Consider the following 21025-nt stretch of genomic DNA (forward strand, 5'->3'; position numbering starts at 1 on the left):
GCCTCACCCCAGCAACGACAAGGCAACGAGGGGCGGTAACGGGTGCACTGGCTCATCCACGACTACCGCGAGAGCGATCTCGCCGCGGTCGTCCACCTGATCGACAGCACGGCAGAACTCGGCCAGGAGTCCGTCTTCTCGCTCGCCGAGTGCATCGGCGCCCTGACCGACCGGCAGCCCTGCGTCGTCGCCGTCCACCAGGGCGTCCCCATCGGCGCGGCCCTCGCCACCGTCACCGGCGAACGGGCCTGGGTCATGCGGATCGCGATCGCCGCCGGCTGGCGCGGCCGGGGACTGGCCAGCGCGCTCCTCGTCGAGCTGGAGCGCAGGCTCGTCGCGGCCCGGGTCGGCCGCATCGCGTACGTCCTGCCGGAGGAGGACCTGCTCGGGGAGGGGCTGCTCAACGCCGGCTACACCCGGCAGCCCGCCGTCGCCTACTTCGAGAAGAGCGAACCGCTCCACGGGCCCGCCGCCGGCCTCCTCGCCGACCTCGGCGGCCGGTTCCTGCCCAGCGGCCTGTGGGCCGGGGTCGCCGGCATGGAACGGGAGAAGGACCTCATCGAGCGGCGCGTCGTCCTCCCGCTGGCCGAGCCCGAGCGGGCCGCCGCGCACGGCGTGCGGCCGCCGCGCGCCCTCGCCCTCTTCGGCCCGCCCGGCACCGGCAAGACCACCTTCGCCCGCGCCATCGCCTCCCGCCTCGGCTGGCCCTTCGTGGAACTGCTGCCCTCCCGGCTCGCCGACGAGGGCAACCTCGCCGCCGCACTGCGCGACGCCTTCGCCCGGATCGCCGAGCTGGAGCAGGTCCTCGTCTTCATCGACGAGGTCGAGGAGATCGCCCCCGTGCGCACCGAGCCCGCGCACCCCGGCGGCACCCACGGGGTCACCAACGAACTGCTCAAGCTGATACCCGGATTCCGGGAGGGCGACGAGCGGCTGCTGGTGTGCGCCACCAACTCCGTCCGCTCGCTGGACCCGGCGTTCCTGCGGCCCGGCCGCTTCGACTACCTCATCCCGATCGGCACCCCGGACGCCGCGGCGCGCGCCGCGATCTGGTCCCGGTACACGGCGGGGCGTGCGGACGTGGACGTGGCCGCCCTGGTGGGGGCCAGCGAGCTGTTCACCCCGGCGGACATCGAGCACGCGGCGCGGATCGCGGCGCAGGTGTCCTTCGAACGGGACCTGGAGGCCGTCGGCGCGCACCGCGCGGCGGGGGACCGGCCGGGCGCCACCACCGAGGACTACCTGGCGGCGGTCGCCCAGTGCCGGCCCACCGTCACCCCGGCCATGACCGGCGAGTTCGAGGCCGACATCACGGCCCACGCCCGCTTCTGACGCGCCGGGCCCCGCCGCCGGCCCGCCCCTTGGGCGGCGCGAGCGGGTCGGCTACGGTCCTGCCATGGCGTTCGTCGTCTTCATGACCCTGCCGGGGCTGGCACTGCTGCTCACCGCCATGGCCTTCCTCGACCTGGCGCTGGTGCGCGCGGGCCGGGCCGGGCTGCTGCCCTGGCGGTGGAACGGCCGCCAGGGCCAGGTCTCGGCGACGGGCTTCGAGCAGCTGCACGCGTCGTTCTCGCCGGGCAAGCAGAACGAGCTGAAGGAGCGGCAGAGCGCCCTCGTCATGCGCGACGACGAGGAGGACGGCGCCCCACCCCGCTCCCGCATCGACCTGAGCTCAGGCCGCGCCGTCATCCACCTGCCCCCGGACGGCGTCAGCGGGGGCAGTGGTAGGTGAAGTGGATCGTGGCGGTGCGGCGGGTGGGGGAGAGGAGCTGTATCTCGGCCGTGGCCGGGTAGGTGCCCTGGCCGCGGAAGGTCCACAGCAGGTGCAGGCGGGCCTCGTCGCGGCCCTTCGGCACCTGTTCGGTGAGCTGGTCCGAGTGGGTTCCGTCGCTGCGGATCCAGCGGTACGCGACCGTCCCCGGGCGCCCGTTGGTCCGTACGACGGCCACCACGTCGGCCGTGGCCCCGCAGCCCGGGTTCTCGCCCGTGGAGGTGCCCACCGCCAGCCCCCGTACCTCCAGTCCCGGCCCGAACCGCTGCCAGGCCAGGTACGCCAGCACGGCGAGCAGCACGGCGCCGGCGAGGGTGTAGCGGCGCCATTCGCGGCGGCGCCGCCGCGGTGGGACCACCACCGGGAACGGGGCGGGCACGGCCGCCGTCACGCCCGGCCCGAACCGCATCACCGAGCCCTCGACCCGGTCCGGGGCGGCGTCCTGCGGTGGCGGCGGCCCGCTGATCCAGTGGCTGCCGAGGACGGTTGCGCTGTACTCGTCGTCGCTCATGCGGGATTGCACCTCCTCGGCCGCAGGCTGTCGGTCGCCGGGCCCCCGCCGGCTGCGGGGGACGTCGTGACCCGGACGCCCCAGGCACAGCCGCCGCCCTTGAAGTCGTGCGTCACGGGTGCCGCGGCCGCCAAGGCCGTCAGCGTCCCCGTGCCCACGGCGTAGTCGTACTGCGTGGTGCCGTCGGGCTCGGAGAACGGGTCGTTGTCGTCGCCGGTGAACCACTGCACGGTGACCTTCACCGTGCCCGAGCCGGCGGCCTTGATCGTGATCTCCGCCGCCCCGGTCTCGTCGCCGGTCTGCGCCAGGCTCACCCCGACCGCGTACACGACCGGCGCGGGGGCCGGGGTCGGCGGCGTGGTCGGCGGCTTCTGCGGGGGAGTGGTCCGCGGCGGAGGCACCGTCACCGAGCGGCTCGGACTCGGCCCGGGTCGCGTGGAACGCGTCGGCGAGGGCGATGCGGCTGCCGACGCCGACGCCGACGCCGATGCCGATGCCGATGCCGATGCCGACGCCGAGGGAGACGGGGAAGGAGACGGGGAGGGCGACGGGGGCGTGAAGGTCGGGCTCGCGGTGCCGGAGCGGGAGCCGGAGGGGGCGGGGCTCGACGTGGCGAACGAGTCGGCCGCACGGGCACCGCCCGGCTCGCCACCCGAGGCGCTCGCCGTCAGCCCGGCCACCACCCCCAGCACCAGCGCCGCACCCGCCGCGATGGTGCCCCGCCGTCCAGGCGCCCAGCCGGATCCCCGCCCCAGCGAGGTCGTCGCCACCGCCGTGGTCCCGGAGGCCGCGCCGCCCGCCGACGGGAACAGCAGGGGTAACAAGGCCGCCAGCGCCGCCAGTTTGCGCTGGCCGCGCTCCTCCCAGTCCGGCCCGTACCCGGCCAGCGCCGCCCGCTCCAGCTCCGTGACGAACGCCTCCGCGTTCTCCGGGCGCTGCTCCGGGGCCTTGGCCATGCCCCGCCGGATCAGCGGGCGGACCGGCTCGGGGGCCTCGTCCTGCGGTACGGGCGCCTCCACGTGCTGGACGGCGAGCTCCGCGAGGTTCTGCCCGGGGAACGGCTTGCGCCCGGTCAGGCACTCGAAGAAGGTGGCCGTCGCCGCGTACACGTCGGCCGCGGGCGTGGCCGGCCGGCCCTGCCACTGCTCGGGCGCCATGTACGCCGGGGTGCCCGCGACGCCGGGCGTGGTGTCGCGGCGCACCGCGATCCCGAAGTCCACCAGCTTGGACAGGCCGTCCGCCGCGACCAGCACGTTCTCCGGTTTGTAGTCGCGGTGGACGACGCCCGCCCGGTGTGCCGCCGCCAGACCCAGCAGCGACCCCTTCAGCACGACGAGGGCGGCCTCGGGATCGGCCCGCCCGGACTGCTTGAGCACGGCGCGCAGCGAGATCCCGTCGACGAGCTCCATCACGATGGCGGCGCCGCCGGGCGCCTCCACGTACTCGTACAGCCGGACCACGTACGGTGAGTCCAGCCCGCCGAGCAGCCGCGCCTCCCCGCGGAACTCGGCGACGAACGCCGGGTCCCGGCGCAGCCGGTCGGCGAGGTACTTCACCGCCACCGGCGTGCCGGTCGCTTCGTGGACGGCGAGGACCACCCGTCCGCTGGCGCCGGATCCGAGCTCCCGGACGTGCACGTACCCGGGCACCGTCCAGCTGTTCGTCATCGTCCGCCCCCTGTCCGCCCGTTCCGCCGGGCCCGGGGCCCGGCGGCGGCGCGATCGGCCACCCCCAGGGACACGGTTTCCGCTGGGGCCGGTTCCCAATCCGGCCCGGGACTCAGGCCGCGGCCCGCTCCGCCCTGATGACGGCGTGCAGCCGGTCGGCGGCCGCCCGCCCGAAGGCCGGGTCGTTGATGTGGGTGTCGTAGTCGCGGACGGCGGCCGCGCTGCCCCGCAGCCCCTCCCGCAGCGCCGAGAACAGGGCCCGGTCCGCGGCCGGGTCGTGGTACGGGCCGCCCGGCGCGCCGAGCGTGGACAGGCCCTGGAGCGGGACGCAGACCTCGGTCGGCCCGATGGCCGTGCGGAGCTTCGCCGCGATCCGGCGGCCGAGCTCCGCGCACTCCGCCTCGGTCGTGCGGATCACGGTGATGGACGGGTTGTGCACGCGGACCCGCCGGTAGCGCGCCCGCTCGGGCAGCGATTCCAGCGGCCCGAACTTGACCATGTCCAGCGCCCCGAGGCTGACCACCTGGGGGACCCCGGCCCGGCCGGCCGCGGTGAGCCGGTCGGGGCCGGCGGTCAGGACGCCGCCGCACAGGTCGTCCGCTATCTCGCTGAGCGTGAGGTCGAGGACGCCCGCGAAGACGCCCTGCCCGGCGAGGGTCTCCAGGGTGCGGCCCCCCGTGCCGCTGACGTGGAAGACCAGGACCTCGTAGCCGAGTTCGGCCAGCCGCTCCCGGGCCGCGTCCACGCCGGTCGTGGTCACGCCCGCCATGCTCGCCGCGACCAGCGGGCGCGAGCCGGAGCCCAGCCGGGCCGGTCGGCGCAGCTCCAGGCCGGCCCGCTCGTGGGCCCGGGCCATGCCGGCGGCGGCCGCCACGGCGTTCGCCAGCACCGGCTCGGAGATGCTGTTGAGCCCCGCGATGTCCACCACGCTGTACATCATCGTGATGTCCGAGGATCCGACGTACGGGGCCACGTCCCCGGACGCCATGGACGACACCATCACCTTCGGCACGCCCAGCGGAAGTGCGCGCATCGCCCGGGTGGCGATGGAGGTGCCGCCGCTGCCGCCGATGGCGAGCACCGCGTGCAGCCGGCCCTCGGCGTGCAGGCGCAACAGGGTTGCCTCCGCACCCCGGGCCATCGTCGTCACGGCCGCACCCCGGTCGGCGGCCGCCCGTAACTCCGCCAGGTCCGCCCCGGCCGCCCGGGCCACCTCGCAGCGCGGTACGTCGGCGGGCACGCGCGGCTCGCCCATGACGCCCGTGTCCACCATGACCACTTCGATGCCGGCGCGCCGCAGCCCCTCGCGCAGCCAGCCGTACTCGACACCCTTGGTGTCCAGGGTTCCCACCAGCACGACGTTCGTCATACGTGCAATGTCCGCTCGGGTGGGGTTTGTTGGCAAGCCAAGGTCAAGTCAACCTTGCAGCAACGTGAACAGCCGCTCCAGGAAAGTGACTTGGGAGGGGATCAGCTTCACCCGGGCCGTCTCCGGGGCGAACCAGGCCACCCGGTCCAGCTCGGGGAACTGCTCCACCCGGCCCGAGTGCGGCGGCCACTCCATGGTGAACGTCCCCGGCACCATCAGCGCCGGGTCGAGGTCCGCCCGCACGGCCCAGATCACCACCTGCTTCCCGCCCGGCATCCGGGCCTCGCCCAGCGGAAGGTACGGGCCCTCGGGCGGCGGCAGCCCGATCTCCTCGGTGAACTCCCGCCGGGCCGCGTCCAGCGGTGCCTCGTCCTCCCCGTACTCCCCCTTGGGGATCGCCCAGCCGCCGTCGTCCCGGTGCGCCCAGTACGGGCCGCCCATGTGCCCGAGGAGCACCTCGACCCCGATCTCCGCCCCGGGGGCCGCGGGTCCGGCCGCCTCACGGAAGACGAGCAGTCCGGCGCTTCGTTTGTTCGTCATGGCCGGATGTATGCCCAGCGGGACGGCCGGTCACGGGCCCCTACGCCGGCGCATCAGTGGTCGTGCGGGCCCTCCCGGTGCACCGGGCCGTGGGACTCCGCGCAGTGCGGGTCGGCCGCGTCCTCGCCCGCGCGGCCGACCGTGAGCAGGGCCTCCTGCGCGTGGTCCACCTGCAGGGTGGTGTGGGTGATCGCGTACTCCTTCGCCAGCAGCCGCTCCAGGTCCCGGCGCACGGCGTGGCAGTCGCCGGCCGGCTCGACCAGCACGTGCGCCGAGAGCGCCGCCTGGCCCGAGGTGATCGTCCAGATGTGCAGGTCGTGGACCTCGGTCACCGGGGGGTGCGCGACCAGCCGGTCGCCGACCGCGTCCGGGTCCACGTGCGCGGGGGCGGCCTCCAGGAAGATCCGACCGGACTCGCGGACCAGCCCGTAGCCCGCCTTCACCATCAGCACCACCACCACGAGCGTGGCGATCGCGTCGGCCCGTACGAAGCCGGTGGTCAGCACGATCAGGCCGGAGACGGCGGTCCCGATGAAGGCGAACAGGTCGTTCAGGATGTGCTGGTAGGCCCCCTCGACGGCGAGCGAGGAGCGGTTCGCCCGGGAGATGCACCAAGCCGCTGCCACGTTCACGACGATGCCCGCGAGGGCGGTGACCAGGACCAGCCCGCCCGCCACCGGCGGCGGGTCGATCAGCCGCTGGACCGCCTCGTACGCCAGCCACAGCGCGAGCAGCAGCAGCGTGAGCCCGTTGGCCTGGGCGGACAGTATCTCCGCGCGCTTGAGGCCGAAGGTGTAGCCGCCGCGCGCCGGGCGGGCGGCGAGCCGCATCGCGATCAGCGCGAGGACGATCGACACGGCGTCCGTCAGCATGTGGGCGGCGTCCGAGATCAGGGCCAGCGACTGCGCGATGACGCCGACGACGACCTCGACGGCCATGAAGGCGCCGATCAGTCCGAGCGCGATGGCCAGCCAGCGCCGGTCGGCGTCCGCGGACACGCCGTGGCCGTGCCCGGCGTGTCCGTGTCCGTGTCCGTGGTCGTGGCCAGGGTCGTGGCCGTGGTCGGGGCCGCCCGGCCCGTGATCGTGATCGTGGTCGTGCACGCCCATGGCGTCCCCCGTCTGTTCGGTTCCGACGCGTGAAGTGAAGCGCACTGCGAAGCAATGGGCAAAGGCTGCAACGGGGACCGTTGTCATTACCCATAACACCCCGCTGACCTGTGGTTATGCCGCCAGGTTCGGGCCGTGCCACAATCGGCTCATGGTCCAGCGCCCCGGTGTGCCGACCGCGCCCGAGCTCGTCCTGGAGACCGACTCGGGCTCCACCACGATGCGCCCGGGCCGGACGTACCACGTGGGCCGCGACCCCCTCTGCGACGTGTGGCTCCAGGACGCCCGGGTCTCCTGGCACCACGCGGTCCTGCGCACCGACGGGGACCACTGGACCGTCGAGGACGAGAACAGCACCAACGGCACCTGGGCGGACGGCCACCGCATCCGCGAGCGGACCATCGGCGCCGGCAGCGAACTCCGCTTCGGCAACGCCCACGACGGCCCCAGCGTCCGCATCGTCCGCATCATCGGCCGCGGCCGGCCCGCGCCGGCCGACCTGCCCACGGCGCCCCTGCCCGTCGTCCCCCCGCCCCCGCCTGCGCCCCCGGCTTCCGCGGACACCACCCGGCGGCCCGACTCCGTCTCCGAACCGTCCCTCACCAGCACCTTCCGCGAACCCGCCAGCATCCACCCGCTGCCCCCGCGCGCCGTCGTACGCATCGGCCGCGACCAGGACAACGACCTCGTCATCCAGGACCTGATCGTCTCCCGACGGCACGCCGAACTGCGCGCCCACGCCGACGGCACCCACGAGATCGCCGACCTCGGCAGCCACAACGGCACCTACCTCAACGGCGCCCGCATCACCGCCGCCCCCCTCGCCGAAGGCGACATCATCGGCATCGGCCACACCGCCCTCTGCCTCGTCGGCGACCGCCTCCAGGAGTACGTCGACACCGGCGAGGTCTCCCTCGACGTCCAGGACCTCACCGTCGCCGTCGACCGCGGCCGCAAGACCCTCCTCGACCAGGTCTCCTTCCCCGTCGGCGCCCGCTGCCTGCTCGCCGTCGTCGGCCCCAGCGGCGCCGGCAAGTCCACCCTCCTCGGCGCCCTCACCGGACTGCGCCCCGCCGACCGGGGCACCGTCCTCTACGACGGCCGCGACCTCTACCGCGACTACGCCGAACTGCGCAGCCGCATCGGCCTCGTCCCCCAGGACGACATCCTGCACACCCAGCTCACCGTCCGCCGCGCCCTCGCCTACGCCGCGGGACTGCGCTTCCCGCAGGACACCGCCCCGTCCGAACGCCAGGCCCGCGTCGACGAGGTCATCGGCGAGCTCGGCCTGCAGCAGCGCGCCGACCAGCCCATCCACAGCCTCTCCGGCGGCCAGCGCAAACGCGTCTCCGTCGCCCTGGAACTGCTGACCAAGCCCTCGCTGCTGTTCCTCGACGAACCCACCTCCGGCCTCGACCCGGGCATGGACCGCTCCGTGATGCACATGCTGCGCGGTCTCGCAGACGACGGCCGCACGGTCATCGTCGTCACCCACAGCGTCCTCAGCCTGGACGTCTGCGACCGGCTCCTCGTCCTCGCCCCCGGCGGCCGCATCGCCTACTACGGCCCCCCGCGCGAAACCCTCGCCTTCTTCGGCTTCCACGAGTGGCCCGAGGCCTTCGAGGCGTTCGAGACGCAACGCGGCCGGGACTGGGCGGGCGAGTACCGCGCCTCCGCCCACCACCAGCGCTACGTGCAGAACCCCGCCCACCGCCCCGGCGCCGACGCGCTGCACACCGCCGAGCCGCCGGCCGATTTCGCCGCCGCCCCGCCCAAGGCCCAGAGCTGGGGCGCCCAGCTGTCCATCCTGATGCGCCGCTACGCCGCCGCACTCAGCGCCGACCGCACCTTCCTCGTCATCATGATCGCGCTGCCGTTCGTGATGGGCGCCATGGCCCGCGCCCTGGCCGGCAGCTCCCTCACGGGGGAGACCGCGATCAACGCCCTGCTGATCCTCTGCGTCGGCGGAGTCCTCACCGGCGCCGCCAACGCCGTACGCGAACTCGTCAAGGAGCGAGTGATCTACCAGCGCGAACGGGCCGTCGGCCTGTCCAGATCCGCCTATCTGATGTCCAAGGTGCTGGTGCTCGGCGCCGTCACCGTCGCCCAGGCCGTGGTCCTCACGCTCGTCGGGCTGTACGGGGTGGACACCAACGCCCCCGGCGGCCGAGGCGTCCTGATGCCACCGCTCGTCGAGATCACCCTCGCCGTCGCCCTGCTGTCCTTCACCGCGATGATGCTCGGCCTGCTCGTCTCCGCCCTGGTCCGCAAGGAGGAGGTCACCATGCCGCTGCTGGTCCTCCTCGCCATCGTCCAGGTCGTCTTCTGCGGCGCCCTGCTCCGGCTGGACGGCGTCCCGGTGATCGGCCAGCTCGCCTGGCTGGTCCCCTCCCGCTGGGCCCTCGCCGCCATGGCGGGCACCATCGACCTCGGTGCGCTCGTCCCCGGCGACCTCACCGACGACCCGCTCTTCGCGCACCGAGCCGGCGTGTGGCTGCTCGACCTCGGCATGCTGGTCGCCCTGTCCGTGCTGTTCGGAGTCCTGGTCGCGCGGCTGCTGCGCCGCCACGAGCCCGCCATCATGCGGAAGTAGCGGCAGGTGGTGCCATGAGCAGCCCCTTCCCCGAGGAATACGCCCCCGTCGCCGGCTTCCGGCCCACCCACGTCGTGCCCCGGGACGGACTGCCCGCCTGGGAGACGCCCGACGTGTCCCGGCCCACCGCCTCCCTCGACGCCTTCCTCCCCGTACAACTGCTCGCCCGGCGCGGCGAGTGGGGGGAGGTCCTCTGCGCCAACGGCTGGTCGGCGTGGGTGGACGCCCGGCTGCTGGTCGCCGTACCGCAGCCGCCGCCGACCGGCGGGCAGCCGCGGGTCCGCACCGACGACCCGCGCCCGCTGATCGCGCGCAGCTCGGGCGTCCTGGACCGCTACCGGCGGGCGGTCGAGGAACTGGCCGCGGGCCGGCTGGACGGCGAGGGCTTCCGCAACGGGACCGAGGGGCTGCGGGCCGGGGTGGTGGTCGATGGGGAGTCCGTCTGGTTGTACGACGGGTCCACCGGGCACTGGATGTACGGCGACGGAAGCCGCCTGGCCACGTACGCGGCCACCGGCGACCCGGACGCCGAAGCGGACCCGGACGCAGACCCGGGCGCTGGTGGGGGTGCGGGTGCGGGTGCAGGCGGGAATGCGGCTGCGGGTGTCGGCCCGGGCGCAGGCGGGGCCGGGGGCGGCGGCGCACCGGCAGAGGCCGCGGCAGGGACCCCCCGGGACCCCGACCTCGACCCGACGCGGGTCATCCCGCCGCTGGACGGCGGGGGGTGACGGGCCGCCCGCAGCCCGGGTCGGCAGGGCGATCGGCAGGGCACGGGGGCGCCGGCGCGGCCGGCGGCTGCCGCACCCGCACCGGGCGGAAGGCGGCGGCGGGCAGGGACGAGCGGGAGGTCAGGGGTCCGAGGCGGCCGCCGGCCGCGGTTCGACGAGGCCGCGGCGGTGGACCGGGCGGGCCAGCAGGCCGCCGAGGAACCCCGCGAGCGCCCCCCAGAGCAGGGCGAGGCCGACCGTACGCCACAGCACGGCCCGCAGGTCCACGGTGCCGCCGAGCCCGGACACCTCGCCGAGACCCAGCAGGGACATCCCGAACCGCGCCTGCATCGGCACCAGCAGGCACACCGCCAGGACGGCGAGCCCGAGGGCGGCGCCCAGGCGGAGGGCGTGCTGCCAGGGTCGGACGTGCGCGGGGGAGCGCACGGCGGCCAGGAACCCCGTACCGAGCAGCATGACCGCGGCGACCGGTACCAGCCACCACACCCAGCCCTGGTGCTCGGCGAGCGCGGCCACGTCGACCGTGGAGGTGTCCGCGGAGGCGTCCGACCCGGAGGCGCGCAGCACGGCGTCCAGCACCTGCGGCACGGGCAGGCCGAACGGCCCCTCGACCCTGCCGTCCCAGGCCCCGCCGAAGCCCAGCGTGAGCGCGAGCCAGGCGAGGTTCGGCAGGCCGAGGAGCATCACGGCGAACGTGCGGTCGGCGTGGCCGCGTGTGGCGGCCACGACCAGGCCGACCACCACGCCCAGGGCGACGTACGCGAGCAGCAGCGCCACGGTGGCGAAGGCGGCGGGCCGCACCGCCGAGTGGAAGCGGACGAGCCCGGCCGGGAGCGGCGCCCGCCGCGAGACCAGCAGGGCGACCAGCAGCAGACCCAGGATCCACAGCAGTCCGAAGAAGAGGGTTGCGGGCACGGCGGCCCGGAAGCCGACCGTCGGGGCCGAGTCGAAGATCTCGGCGAGGTCCCCGATCGGGGAGTCCCCGGTGGAGACGGCGAAGGTCTGCCGGGCCAGGAGCGCCGTGCCGGTGAGGGCGAGCAGCCACAACAGGATCAGCGGGACGGCGTGGGCGAGGAGCTCGCGCGGCCGGGCCACCGCCCGGTTGTGCAGGGGGTGCAGGAAGAGCGAGCCGGCCGTGAGCGCTCCGGCCAGGCTCACCGAGAGGGGGAGCACGGTCAGGCTCGCGTCGGCGTCGGCCAGGAAACCGGCCCCGCCGGTCACCTCGACGGAGCCGCCCGCCGCCAGCACCACCACGGCCGCCACCACGTGCGGGAACGCGCCGCCGGGCAGGTCCGCGGCACCGGCACACGCCAGGCCGGCGGCGGACACCGCGGCCATCGCCGCGAACCCCGCCACGACCGCGACGAGGGCGTCGCGCCAACTCCGCAGGGGACCCCGGGACGTACGGCTCACAGCGCCACCGTAGGCAGCCCCGGCTTGCGGGCACCACCGGGAGGCCGCACACAATGGTCCGCAGGAGTGACCGATATCCGGCTATTTCCTGATGAGGAAGCGGAACGTGGAACGCGGACCCGTGGAGGACCGGGCCCACCTCCCCTCCGCCTGGGACAGGGGACGCCCGTGACCACACAGCCTTCCGGCACACCGCCGCCAGAGCGCCCCACAGGACCTCCCGCCGGCCCGCTCGCGGAGCCGCGGGGCCGGGAGGGCCCGCCGACCGTGATCGACACCCCGGCCGGAACGGGGGCCGGCGGTACCGGGGCCGGCGGAACCGGTGGTGGCGGGCGCGGCGGCAGAGGCCCGTGGGGCGGTTCCGGAGGCGGCTCCGGCGGCGATGGTTCCGGGGGCGGTGAGCCGCCCCCGCCTCCGCAGGACCGCGGCGAACCCCCCAGGCCGTGGTGGCGGTCCGTGCCCAGGCTGGTCACCGCCGCGGTGGCGGTGGCAGCCGTGGTGGCGCTCGCCGTCGTGCTGACCCGCCCCCAGGGCTCGCCGCGGGCGGGCGGCGAGCTGTTCCTGGAGTCCACCGCGGCCCAGGGCCAGGACCCGTACACCGCGTCCACGGTCACCGAGCCGGCGCCACCGGCCACGACCGCGCCACCGCCCCCGCCTCCGCCCCGGGCCACCCCCACGGGGCCGTTGACCGCCCGTGCCGTCACCGGTTCGTCCCCGACCCTGTACGGCGGCTCCCGGAACGTCGCCAGCTGCGACATCGAGAAGCAGGTCCGGCTGCTGTCCGCCCAGCCGGACAGGAACCGGGCCTTCGCCGAGGCCCTCCAGATCGAGGCGTCGACCGTGCCCGCCTACCTGCGCTCGCTCACCCCGGTGACCCTGCGCAACGACACCCGGGTCACCAACCACGGCTACCGGGACGGCCGCCCGACCCCGTACCAGGCCGTGCTCCAGGCCGGCACCGCCGTCCTCGTGGACAGCCGCGGCGTGCCCCGGGTGCGCTGCGCCTGCGGCAACCCGCTGGGCGAGCCGGTGCCGATGGCGGCGGGCTCGACGCGGGAGGGGACGCCCTGGGCGGCGTACCGGCCGCAGGACGTGGTCGTGGTCAAGCCGACCGGCAAGATCATGAACGAGGTCACCATCTACGACCAGCACACCGGACGCTGGTACGAGCGGGGACCCGGCGTCCCGAAGGGGCCCGAGGACCGGGACCGGCCCGTCCCGCCCCCGCCGCTGCCCCCGACGCCCCCCGCGAGGCCGGAGGCCTCCCTGAGCCCCGCGCCCCCGGGCACCCCGACCGGCGCCCCCACGGGTACGCGTACGGGTGCGCCCACCGGTCCCGGCACTCCCAAGGAAACGGGCACGCCCAAGGGCATCACCACCCCGAAGGGCAACACCCCCAAGACCAACACCCCCAAGACCACCGCTCCCAAGGACACCGGCCGCCCCGCGGACACCGCGTCCCCGCCCGCCCCGCCCAAACCGACCCCGGCCCCGTCCAAGCCGGAACCGGCGGTCACCCTGCCGCCCCCGTCGCCGGTGGCCCCCACTCCGCCCCCGGTCGCCCCGACCCCCGCTCCGGTCGTCCCCTCGCCGCCGGCAGCCCCCTCGCCGGCCGCGTCGCCCCCGTGACCGCCGTGACGCGGTGATCTCCGTGATCTCCGTGACGCGGGAATCTCCGTGACCGCCGTGACGCCGTGACCGTCGAGCCGCGCGCCGCCGCCCCCGCTCAGCCCGCCGCCGCGGGTGGCGGCCCCGCCGGCCCCGACCCCGGCCGTCCCTGGCCCGGCGCGCCTCGGCCCCGGTCCGCATCCTGCTCGACCCAGGACGCCACGTCCGACAGGTCCTTCGTCACGGCCTTGGCCACGGCCTTCGCCCCCAGCCGGTTCAGCAGCCGCATGAAGAGGCCCGGGCGCTTCCCGCTCGCCGCCGGAGCCGCCGAGAACGTCATCCGTACCGCCGTCCGGCCCGGGGACCCCTCATCGAGCCGGAACTCCGACACGTAGTGCACGCCCGCGTTGTCGGCCTCGGCGACGTACCGCTCCGGCGCGTCGCACACCGTCACGTACATCTCCTCGGTGGCCTGCTTGCCGAACATCCGCCGGGTCTCCCGCCAGCGCGTGCCCACCTGGAACGGACCCGGCGTGAGCACCTCCACCGCGTCCACGCCCGACACCACGTACGGCATCGACTCCAGATCCGTCAGCGCCTGCCACACCCGCTCGACGGGGGCCGCCATCTCGCGCTCCACCACTACCCGGGGCTCACCCATAACCGGAATTGTCCCGCCCGTGCCGCCCCCGCGCGCGACGCCGTTTGGTGAGACCCTGGCTGCATGGCCGAAAGGGGAACGAGCCCCGAGGTCGACTGGCCCGCACAACCGGACATGAGCCTCGCGCTCAACCACATGGGCACCTTCGACTGGGATCTCGACAGCGGGCGGATGCACCTGGACTCCACCGCCCTCGGAGTGCTCGACCTGCGCCCGGACGAGTTCAGCGGCACCCCTGCCGGACTGCGCAGACGCATGGCACCGCCCGAGGAGGCCCGGCTCGACGCCCGCGTGGCCCAGGCCCTCAAGGACGGGCGGAGCCACTACGGGGCGTACGTGCGCATCCGGCGGCGCGACGGATCCCGGGCGTGGGCCCACATCCAGGGCCACATCCTGCGCAACCCGGCCGGCCGCCCGTACCGGATCATCGGCATCCTCCGCGACGCCGCCCACGACCCCGGTGACCCCGGCGCCGGCGGGGAGCGGGCCGAGGGGCGGCGCCGGATGACGGGCGTCGTCGAACGCACCACCGCCATCCTGGCCCACGCCCGCACCGTCAACGACGTGACGGACGTCCTGAAGGACCCCGAGGCGCTCAGCCACCTCGGCGCCGTCAGCGTGATGCTCGGCATCGTCGACGGCGGCCGCATCCACCTCGTCGCCGAGGGGCGGTTGGGCACGCACGTACCGGAGCTGGAGTACACCCGCATCGACGCGCAGTTCCCGATGAGCGAGGCCGTCCGGAACCTCCAGCCGGTCTTCATCGCGTCGCGCGAGGAGTTCCGCGACCGCTACCCCGAACTGTGGCAGTACATCGAGCCGCTGGCCGTGCACAGCGGCGTCTACCTGCCGCTGATCGCCCAGGGCCGGGCCATCGGTGCCCTCGGGTTGCTGTACGAGCGGGACGGCGACTTCACCGACGAGGAGCACAACGTGCTCGTCGCGCTGGGCAGCGGCATCGCGCAGAGCCTCCAGCGCGCCATCCTCTTCGAACAGGAACACGACCTCGCGGAGGGCCTCCAGCGGGCCATGCTGCCGCGCCGGATCCCGGACGTGCCAGGGACGCTGATCGCCGTCCGCTACCGGGCCGCCCGGGCCGGACGCAAGGTCGGCGGCGACTGGTACGACGTGGTCCCGCTCGGCGACGGACGCGTCGGGGTCATGATCGGCGATGTCGAGGGGCACGACACCGATGCGGCCGTGATCATGGGCCAACTACGGATCGTCCTGCGCGCGTACGCCGCCGAGGGCCACACCCCCGGCGCCGCCATGGCGCGCGCCTCCGCCTTCCTCCGGGACCTGGCCACCGACCGCGTCGCAGCGTGCACCTACGCCGAGATGGACCTGGTCACGGGCATGCTGCAGTTGGTACGCGCCGGCCACCACGACCCGTTGGTGCGGCGCGGCGACGGCACCTGCCACCACGTCCCGGTGGCCGGAGGGGCCCCGCTCGGACTCCCGCTGGACGGACCGCCGCGCGGTGCGGGCGACGGGGGTGGCGGGAACGGCGCGCGAGGTGCGGGCGCCGGGGGCGGTGGTACCGGGTACCCCGTCACCAGCCTCGAACTGCACCCCGGCGACACGCTCGTGCTGTGCACGGACGGCCTGTTGGAACTGCCCGGCACCAAGGACCGCGAGGACGGCATGCGCGCCCTCATGGAAGCGGTCTGCGCCGGGCCGGTGGACGTGGAGGAACTCGCCGACACCCTGTGCAACCTCGGCAGCGGCCAGGGCGGCCGGGACGACATGGCCCTCCTCCTGCTCCGCCGCCGCGGCACCCCCACTCCGCGCGGTGGCGGCCCCCTGCGGCTGAGGCTCGCCCCCGGCGACCCCGACGGACCGGCGACGGCCCGGCACCTGATCCGGGCGGCCGTGGCCGCCTGGGGCGCGGCGGAACTGACGGACGAGATCGAGCTGGCGGCGGACGAGCTCATGACCAACGCCCTCGTGCACACGGAGGGCGGCGGCCACGTCAGCCTCCGCATGACCGCGGAGGGCCGCATCCGCGTCGAGGTCGAGGACTCCAGCAGCGCCCTCCCGCACCGGCGGGAAGCGGGCGACTGGGCGGTGTCGGGCCGCGGCCTGCTGCTGGTGGAACGCCTCGCCCGGGAATGGGGCGTGGAACCCCGGGGCGGCGGCAAGTGCGTCTGGTGCGAGTTCACCGTCCCGAACCCCCCACCGCCGACCCCGTAGCCGCACGTCCGGAGACCCCACAGGCCCGGGGCGGCCCGGCGGTCGTCCGGTGCGCCCAAGTCGTGGGGACCGGCCGGCCGACGGTCTGCAACCAGCAGACCGTGGACGGGTGCCCGGCCGGGCGGACGGGTGTCCGGCCGGGCCCGGTCCAGGGTCACGGGACCGGCACACCGCCCGGCGGACCGCGAGGCGCTAGGTCGGGGCGGCTCCGGCCTGCGGCCGGTTTCTCGATGAGGGCGGCGGCCGGCACGGCCTCGTTGCTCGTCGTCGGCGTCCGCATGCGCGGCCGCACCGGCCCGGGGGCACGTCAGATGCCGCAGCCGTGCGGCCGGTTGACGCCGTGACCCGTCCGCATGCGGAACCGCGAGCCGCAGGCAGTCGTACGCGCCGCCGGGCAGGCGAAGAGCGGCAGCGCGTACGGGTGGACTCCGCTGCGGGGACGGGGGGTTGGGCCGCGGGTGGGGCGGGGCGGGTGATGCTGCCTGCGTGTCGAACGCCGTTCGTTCGTGGGTGACCGTCGTAGGGGTTCTCACTCTCGCCTGGGGTGCTGCTGTCCCCGGCCGGGCCGCCGGTGCCGTCGTCGACGACGGGATCGAGACCGCGCGGGCCGTCCGTCAAGTCGCCCCCGGGGTCCGGCTGGAGTCCTACGACCGGCTCGAGGCCGACCGCTGGCTGCGGATCGACGAGCTGGTCGTCGAACTCGGCGCAGGCGCAGGCGCGAGCGGGAGCGCAGGTGGTAGCGGCGTGCGGGCCGAGTACCTCGGCGGGCGCGGGGTGGCCACCGTGGCGCAGGCCGCCGCCGCCCACCCCGCCGGCCCCGGGCGTCGTGTCGTCGCCGCCGTGAACGGCGACTTCTTCGACGCCCGCGGTACGGGTGCCCCCCTCGGCCCCGGGATCGCCGCGGGCCGGCTGCTGCACTCCGCCGGCCGCGGGGCCGGCCCCGCCCGGGCCGTGGCCTTCGCGGCCGACGCCACCGGCCGGATCCAGCGCATCGGCCTCGACGGGTCCGTCACCCTCCCCGGCGGCGCCGTACGCCCGCTGGCCGGGTACAACGCGGCCCGGCCGCCCACCCACGGTTTCGCCGCCTACACCGCCGACTGGCCCGGGGCCGTCCTGCCGACCACCGGCGTGGCCGTGCCCGTACGGGACGGCCGGGTCGTCCCCGACGCCCCCGCGCAGGCCCGGCACGCCGAACGCCCCGAGCGGCGCCGCCGACCGGCCCGCCCCGCCCCCGGCACCACCCTGCTCACCGCCACCGGCACCGCGGCCGTCGCCGAACTCGCCGCCCTGCGCACCGCGGACGCCGTCGCCGTGACCGCCCGCCCCCTGCCCAAGGCCGGGCCGACCCCGGTGACGGCCGTCGGCGGACGCGAACCCCTCGTCGTCGCCGGAGTCCCGCAGAGCCATCACGGCAAGGCGAACGACATCGCCGCCCCGCGCACCGCGATCGGCCTCTCGCGCGACGGCCGGCGGATGCGGATCCTCACCGTGGACGGCCGCCAGCGCGACAGCGGCGGCCTCACCCTGACCGCGCTCGCCCGGCTGATGCACCGCAAAGGGGCGTACGAGGCCCTGAACCTCGACGGCGGCGGCTCTTCGACCCTGCTCGCCGCCGAGGCCGGGGCGGCGGCCCCGACGCTGGAGAACGCCCCGTCGGACGGGTTCCCGCGCCCGGTCGCCAACGGCCTCGTCCTCACGGCCCCGACGGGCTCCGGCCGGCCCGCCGCCTACCGCGTAGAACCCGCCGGCGACAGCAGCGGGGACGGCGCCGAGGACCCCACCCTCACCCGGGTCTTCCCCGGACTGACGCGGACCCTGACCGCCACCGGGTACGACGCCGCGCTCGGCCCGGCCGCGGGCGAACCGGTCTGGTCCGCCGACGGCAACGGCACGGTCGGCCCCGCCGGGGTGTTCCGGGCGGCCACGCGCCCCGGCGGCGCGACGGTGCACGCCCGGCGCGCGGAGGCCAGGGGTTCGCTGCGCCTGGAGGTACTCGGCCCGCCGATCCGGATCCGGGCCGGCCGGACCCGTATCGGGCTCGCCGAACGAGGGGAGAGCACCGGGTTCCGCCTCCTCGGCCAGGACGCGCAGGGGATGTCCGCGGTGGTCGAACCCCGGGACGTGGTGCTGCAGTTCGACCGGTCGCAGTGGAGGGTGAAGGACGACGGTCGGGGCGGCTTCACGGTCACCGCCCTCGCCGCCCGAGCCACCGGCACCCTACGCGCCACGCTCCGCCCGCCCGCCGCCGAACCAGCCGGGCCCCGCTCGCACCTGACCGGTCCTGCCCCGACCGACTCTGCCTCGACCGGTCCTGCCCCGACCGTCCCCGCCCCGACCGGTCCGACCCCGGCCGTCCCCGCCCCAGCCGTCCAGACCTCCGCCGGACGGGGCTCGGCCGTCCCGGCCCGCACCGGACGGGCCTCCGCCGGCCCGGGTCCGGCCGCCCGAGGGTCCTGCGGGCCGGATCCCGGAGACCCTGGTTCTACCGGCTCGGGTGTTGTCGGGCGGGGTTCCGCTGGCATGGGTCCCATGGGCTGTCGCTTCGCCGGTATGGGCCGCGCCGGGCCGCCGGGGTCGATCGGGCCGGGCTCCACGGGGCGGGGGCCCGCCGGACCCGGTTCCGGCCGCCCGTGTGGCGCGGGGCGGGGTTCCGTCGGGGTGAGCCTCATGGGCTGCGGCTCTACGGGCGCGGGGCGCGCTGGACCGGACTCGACCGGCCCCGACCCTGGCTTCGGCTTCGGCCCCGGCCCTGGCTTCGGCTTCGGCTTCGGCTTCGGCTTCGGCCCTGGCTTCGGCTTCGGCCCCGGCCCTGGCTTCGGCTTCGGCCCCGGCTATGGCCTTGGCCTCGGCTTCGGACCCGGTGTCCGGTGCCCGAAGTCCGCCGGGCCGGCATGTGCCGGCCCGGGTGCCGTCGGCCCGGGCCGCACCAGCCGCGCTCTTGCCCGTACGGGTCCCGCCGGGGACGCTTCGGTCGGTCCGGGGGCGGAGGGAGGAGGGCCTGCTGGGGTGGGGGCCGCCGGTTGGGGGCTTGCTGCCCCGAATCCTGCCGGCAGGGGGCGTGCTGCCCCGGGCCCCGCAAGGACGGGGCTCGCTGCCCCAGGCTCCGCGGGCAGGGGGCCCGCCGCTGCGGCTTCCGCCGGCGTGGGGGGAAGCGGCCCGGGGCTCGTCGGACCCGAGGCTGCCTCCTCCACCGCCGCGGGGGTGCCGTCGGGCGCCCGCGCGGTCGTCGCGCTCGGTGCGGAAATCGGGCTCGGTGTCGGGCTGGTGACGCAGGCGCTGGCCGGGCTGGACGACGCCGCGTCGTGGACCGGTCCCGGCGCCGCCCCGGCCGACGGGCACCAGGGGCGGGGGCTCGCCCTGGCGCTGCCCCGGGCCGCGGCCCGGGGCTCCGCCACCCCGCCGCGGGGGCTCCGCGTCCCGGAGCTCGCCCGTTCCTTGGCGCTGTGGGTCGGCGGGGACGGCTCCGGGGCCCGACCGAGCGTGGAACTGACCGACGTTGACGGGGCCGCCGTCGCCGTTCCCGGGCCCGCCGTCGACTGGGTCGGCTGGCGGGAGGTGACCTTGCCGCTGCCCGTGACGGCGCAGCCCCCGCTCACCGTCACCCGCCTCTCCGCGGTCGCGGCTGCCCGCCCCGCCCGCCTGCTCCTGGACACGCTCGACGCCCGGACCACTCCCACCGGCCGGGTTACGGAGCCGGCCGTCCGGGATCCGATGCTGGCCGGCGAGGCCGCAGTCAGGGGCCGGCCCTGGCGGTTCGCGGTCGAGGCCGTCCCCCGAACCACCGAAGCCGCGGACGCCGAGGACGGCCTGCGGCCCGAACTCGTCCTCACCGGCGCCCCCCACGCCTCCTTCGTCCACCGCGGCGTCCGCTTCCTCCCCCTCGACACCGCCCGCCCCACCCTGGCCGGAGGCGGCCTCAGCCGGCTGCGCGCGCTGCGCACCGCCCTGGCGGCCGCCGCCGAGGAGCCGGACACCGGCGCGCTGGCCGTCGTACAGCGCCGTGCGCCGCAGCACGTCGACCGGAAGGAGGCAGCGCTGTCGGCGCGGCTGCTCGCCGAGTTCCGGCGCAGCAGCGGCAAGCGCGCCGCGCTCATCACCGTCGACGTCCCGGCCCCCGCCCCGGCCCCTGCCCCCGCCCCCGGCGTCGGCCGCTCGGAGGGGGTGGCCACGGTCGAGGTCCCGGCCGTCGGCCGCGTCCTCGTCGGGGTCGACGCGTTCGCCGCCGGGGACTGGCTCTCCGTCCGGGAGAAAACCGGATGAACCCGGTGCGTACCGCCACGTAGCGTTGTGCCCCATGGAACCACTGACCGAGAAGCAGATCCGTTCGTCGTTCGTGAACTGCACCAAGGGCGAGGCGGCCCGGCTGAAGCTGCCGCCGGACTTCGACGCACTCCCCTGGGAGGACCTCGACTTCCTCGGCTGGATCGACCCGGGCGCCCCGCTGCGCGCCCACCTCGTACGCCGGGCGGCCGACGGGTCCGTCATCGGCATCAGCCTGCGCGTCCCGGGCGCGAACCGCACGAGTGCCCTGAAGTCCAGCGTCTGCCAGATATGCCTGACCGGGCACGCCGCCTCGGGCGTGTCCCTCCTCGTCGCCCCGCTCGCCGGCCAGCGCGGCCGGGAGGGCAACAGCGTCGGCTTCTACGTGTGCGCGGACCTCGCCTGTTCCCTCTACCTGCGCGGCAAGCGGCAGCCGAAGCTGCGGGGCGGCCGGCCCGAGGAGACGCTCACCGTGGAGGAGCGCGTCGGGCGGGCCAAGGACAACCTCGACGCCCTCACCGCAAAGGTCACCGCCTCACAGGTCCCCACCGCCTCACAGGTCCCCACCGCCTGACGGGTCCCCACCGCCTGACGGGTCCCCA

At 75.8% G+C, this 21025-nt stretch carries 16 protein-coding genes; 9 read left to right on the forward strand and 7 right to left on the reverse strand.

What is annotated here, in order from left to right; all coding sequences use genetic code 11:
• Positions 1-42: 42 nt before the first annotated feature.
• Together ACZ4VL_RS01810 and ACZ4VL_RS01815 are read left to right on the forward strand one after the other, a co-directional pair.
• Entirely contained in the window at positions 43-1332 is a 1290-nt protein-coding gene (locus tag ACZ4VL_RS01810) for an ATP-binding protein (RefSeq protein ID WP_468194366.1), read from the forward strand.
• A gap of 64 nt (positions 1333-1396) precedes the next feature.
• Positions 1397-1732, forward strand: coding sequence for a DUF6191 domain-containing protein (locus ACZ4VL_RS01815; protein WP_468194369.1), 336 nt, complete (start codon positions 1397-1399; stop codon positions 1730-1732).
• On the opposite strand, the gene ACZ4VL_RS01820 is transcribed toward ACZ4VL_RS01815, so the two are convergent.
• The 5 genes from ACZ4VL_RS01820 to ACZ4VL_RS01840 all read right to left on the reverse strand — a co-directional run bounded on the left by ACZ4VL_RS01820 (position 1710) and on the right by ACZ4VL_RS01840 (position 6856).
• Positions 1710-2282 carry a hypothetical protein gene (locus ACZ4VL_RS01820; RefSeq protein WP_468194372.1) on the reverse strand — a complete coding sequence of 191 codons (573 nt, stop codon included), beginning with the start codon at positions 2280-2282 and terminating at the stop codon, positions 1710-1712. The two genes, ACZ4VL_RS01815 and ACZ4VL_RS01820, sit on opposite strands and share 23 nt — an antisense overlap.
• Complete coding sequence (locus tag ACZ4VL_RS01825; RefSeq protein WP_468194374.1) at positions 2279-3949, reverse strand: serine/threonine-protein kinase; 1671 nt, start codon at positions 3947-3949, stop codon at positions 2279-2281. Before ACZ4VL_RS01825 ends, ACZ4VL_RS01820 begins: the two co-directional genes overlap by 4 nt.
• Before the next feature lie 112 nt (positions 3950-4061).
• Positions 4062-5318: a Tm-1-like ATP-binding domain-containing protein gene (locus ACZ4VL_RS01830; RefSeq protein ID WP_468194377.1), complete on the reverse strand. Its 1257-nt coding sequence runs from the start codon at positions 5316-5318 to the stop codon at positions 4062-4064.
• Positions 5319-5366: 48 nt separating this feature from the next.
• Positions 5367-5858, reverse strand: coding sequence for an NUDIX hydrolase (locus ACZ4VL_RS01835; protein ID WP_468194380.1), 492 nt, complete (start codon positions 5856-5858; stop codon positions 5367-5369).
• Between the two features lie 53 nt (positions 5859-5911).
• The gene (locus ACZ4VL_RS01840; RefSeq protein ID WP_468194384.1) at positions 5912-6856 is read right to left on the reverse strand and encodes a cation diffusion facilitator family transporter; all 945 of its coding nucleotides are present in this window, start codon (positions 6854-6856) and stop codon (positions 5912-5914) included.
• A gap of 18 nt (positions 6857-6874) precedes the next feature.
• On the opposite strand from ACZ4VL_RS01840, the gene ACZ4VL_RS01845 reads away from it, so the two are divergent.
• The 3 genes from ACZ4VL_RS01845 (at position 6875) to ACZ4VL_RS01855 (ending at position 10288) form a co-directional block, all read left to right on the forward strand.
• Positions 6875-7000, forward strand: a complete 126-nt coding sequence (locus ACZ4VL_RS01845) for a hypothetical protein (RefSeq protein WP_468194386.1) — start codon at positions 6875-6877, stop codon at positions 6998-7000.
• Positions 7001-7118: 118 nt separating this feature from the next.
• A complete protein-coding gene (locus ACZ4VL_RS01850; RefSeq protein WP_468194389.1) occupies positions 7119-9560 on the forward strand; it encodes an ABC transporter ATP-binding protein/permease in 2442 nt (813 codons plus the stop codon).
• Between the two features lie 14 nt (positions 9561-9574).
• The gene (locus ACZ4VL_RS01855; RefSeq protein ID WP_468194392.1) at positions 9575-10288 is read left to right on the forward strand and encodes a hypothetical protein; all 714 of its coding nucleotides are present in this window, start codon (positions 9575-9577) and stop codon (positions 10286-10288) included.
• A 120-nt stretch (positions 10289-10408) separates the two neighbouring features.
• Here ACZ4VL_RS01855 and ACZ4VL_RS01860 read toward each other — a convergent pair whose 3' ends face one another.
• The gene (locus ACZ4VL_RS01860; protein WP_468194394.1) at positions 10409-11701 is read right to left on the reverse strand and encodes a streptophobe family protein; all 1293 of its coding nucleotides are present in this window, start codon (positions 11699-11701) and stop codon (positions 10409-10411) included.
• 456 nt (positions 11702-12157) lie between these two features.
• Here ACZ4VL_RS01860 and ACZ4VL_RS01865 point away from each other — a divergent pair, with 456 nt between their 5' ends.
• Complete coding sequence (locus ACZ4VL_RS01865) at positions 12158-13330, forward strand: DUF6777 domain-containing protein (protein WP_468194396.1); 1173 nt, start codon at positions 12158-12160, stop codon at positions 13328-13330.
• Between the two features lie 97 nt (positions 13331-13427).
• On the opposite strand, the gene ACZ4VL_RS01870 is transcribed toward ACZ4VL_RS01865, so the two are convergent.
• Positions 13428-13970, reverse strand: a complete 543-nt coding sequence (locus ACZ4VL_RS01870; protein ID WP_468194399.1) for an SRPBCC family protein — start codon at positions 13968-13970, stop codon at positions 13428-13430.
• A gap of 63 nt (positions 13971-14033) precedes the next feature.
• Between ACZ4VL_RS01870 and ACZ4VL_RS01875 the strand changes: the two genes are divergently transcribed.
• From ACZ4VL_RS01875 to ACZ4VL_RS01885, 3 genes are all read left to right on the forward strand, one after another.
• Positions 14034-16163, forward strand: a complete 2130-nt coding sequence (locus ACZ4VL_RS01875; protein WP_468194401.1) for a SpoIIE family protein phosphatase — start codon at positions 14034-14036, stop codon at positions 16161-16163.
• Positions 16164-16649: 486 nt separating this feature from the next.
• Positions 16650-20423, forward strand: a complete 3774-nt coding sequence (locus tag ACZ4VL_RS01880; RefSeq protein ID WP_468194403.1) for a phosphodiester glycosidase family protein — start codon at positions 16650-16652, stop codon at positions 20421-20423.
• Between the two features lie 34 nt (positions 20424-20457).
• Complete coding sequence (locus ACZ4VL_RS01885; protein WP_468194406.1) at positions 20458-20997, forward strand: FBP domain-containing protein; 540 nt, start codon at positions 20458-20460, stop codon at positions 20995-20997.
• The last annotated feature ends 28 nt before the right edge of the window (positions 20998-21025 follow it).

Source organism: Streptomyces sp. NPDC029014 (assembly GCF_055564695.1).

Bases quoted from the DNA above. Each gene is read 5' to 3' on its own strand.
- ACZ4VL_RS01825 (WP_468194374.1), bottom strand. From the start codon at position 3,949: ATGACGAACAGCTGGACGGTGCCCGGGTACGTGCACGTCCGGGAGCTC.
- ACZ4VL_RS01885 (WP_468194406.1), top strand. From the start codon at position 20,458: ATGGAACCACTGACCGAGAAGCAGATCCGTTCGTCGTTCGTGAACTGC.
- ACZ4VL_RS01815 (WP_468194369.1), top strand. From the start codon at position 1,397: ATGGCGTTCGTCGTCTTCATGACCCTGCCGGGGCTGGCACTGCTGCTC.
- ACZ4VL_RS01875 (WP_468194401.1), top strand. From the start codon at position 14,034: ATGGCCGAAAGGGGAACGAGCCCCGAGGTCGACTGGCCCGCACAACCG.
- ACZ4VL_RS01835 (WP_468194380.1), bottom strand. From the start codon at position 5,858: ATGACGAACAAACGAAGCGCCGGACTGCTCGTCTTCCGTGAGGCGGCC.
- ACZ4VL_RS01820 (WP_468194372.1), bottom strand. From the start codon at position 2,282: ATGAGCGACGACGAGTACAGCGCAACCGTCCTCGGCAGCCACTGGATC.
- ACZ4VL_RS01850 (WP_468194389.1), top strand. From the start codon at position 7,119: ATGGTCCAGCGCCCCGGTGTGCCGACCGCGCCCGAGCTCGTCCTGGAG.
- ACZ4VL_RS01830 (WP_468194377.1), bottom strand. From the start codon at position 5,318: ATGACGAACGTCGTGCTGGTGGGAACCCTGGACACCAAGGGTGTCGAG.
- ACZ4VL_RS01870 (WP_468194399.1), bottom strand. From the start codon at position 13,970: ATGGGTGAGCCCCGGGTAGTGGTGGAGCGCGAGATGGCGGCCCCCGTC.
- ACZ4VL_RS01855 (WP_468194392.1), top strand. From the start codon at position 9,575: ATGAGCAGCCCCTTCCCCGAGGAATACGCCCCCGTCGCCGGCTTCCGG.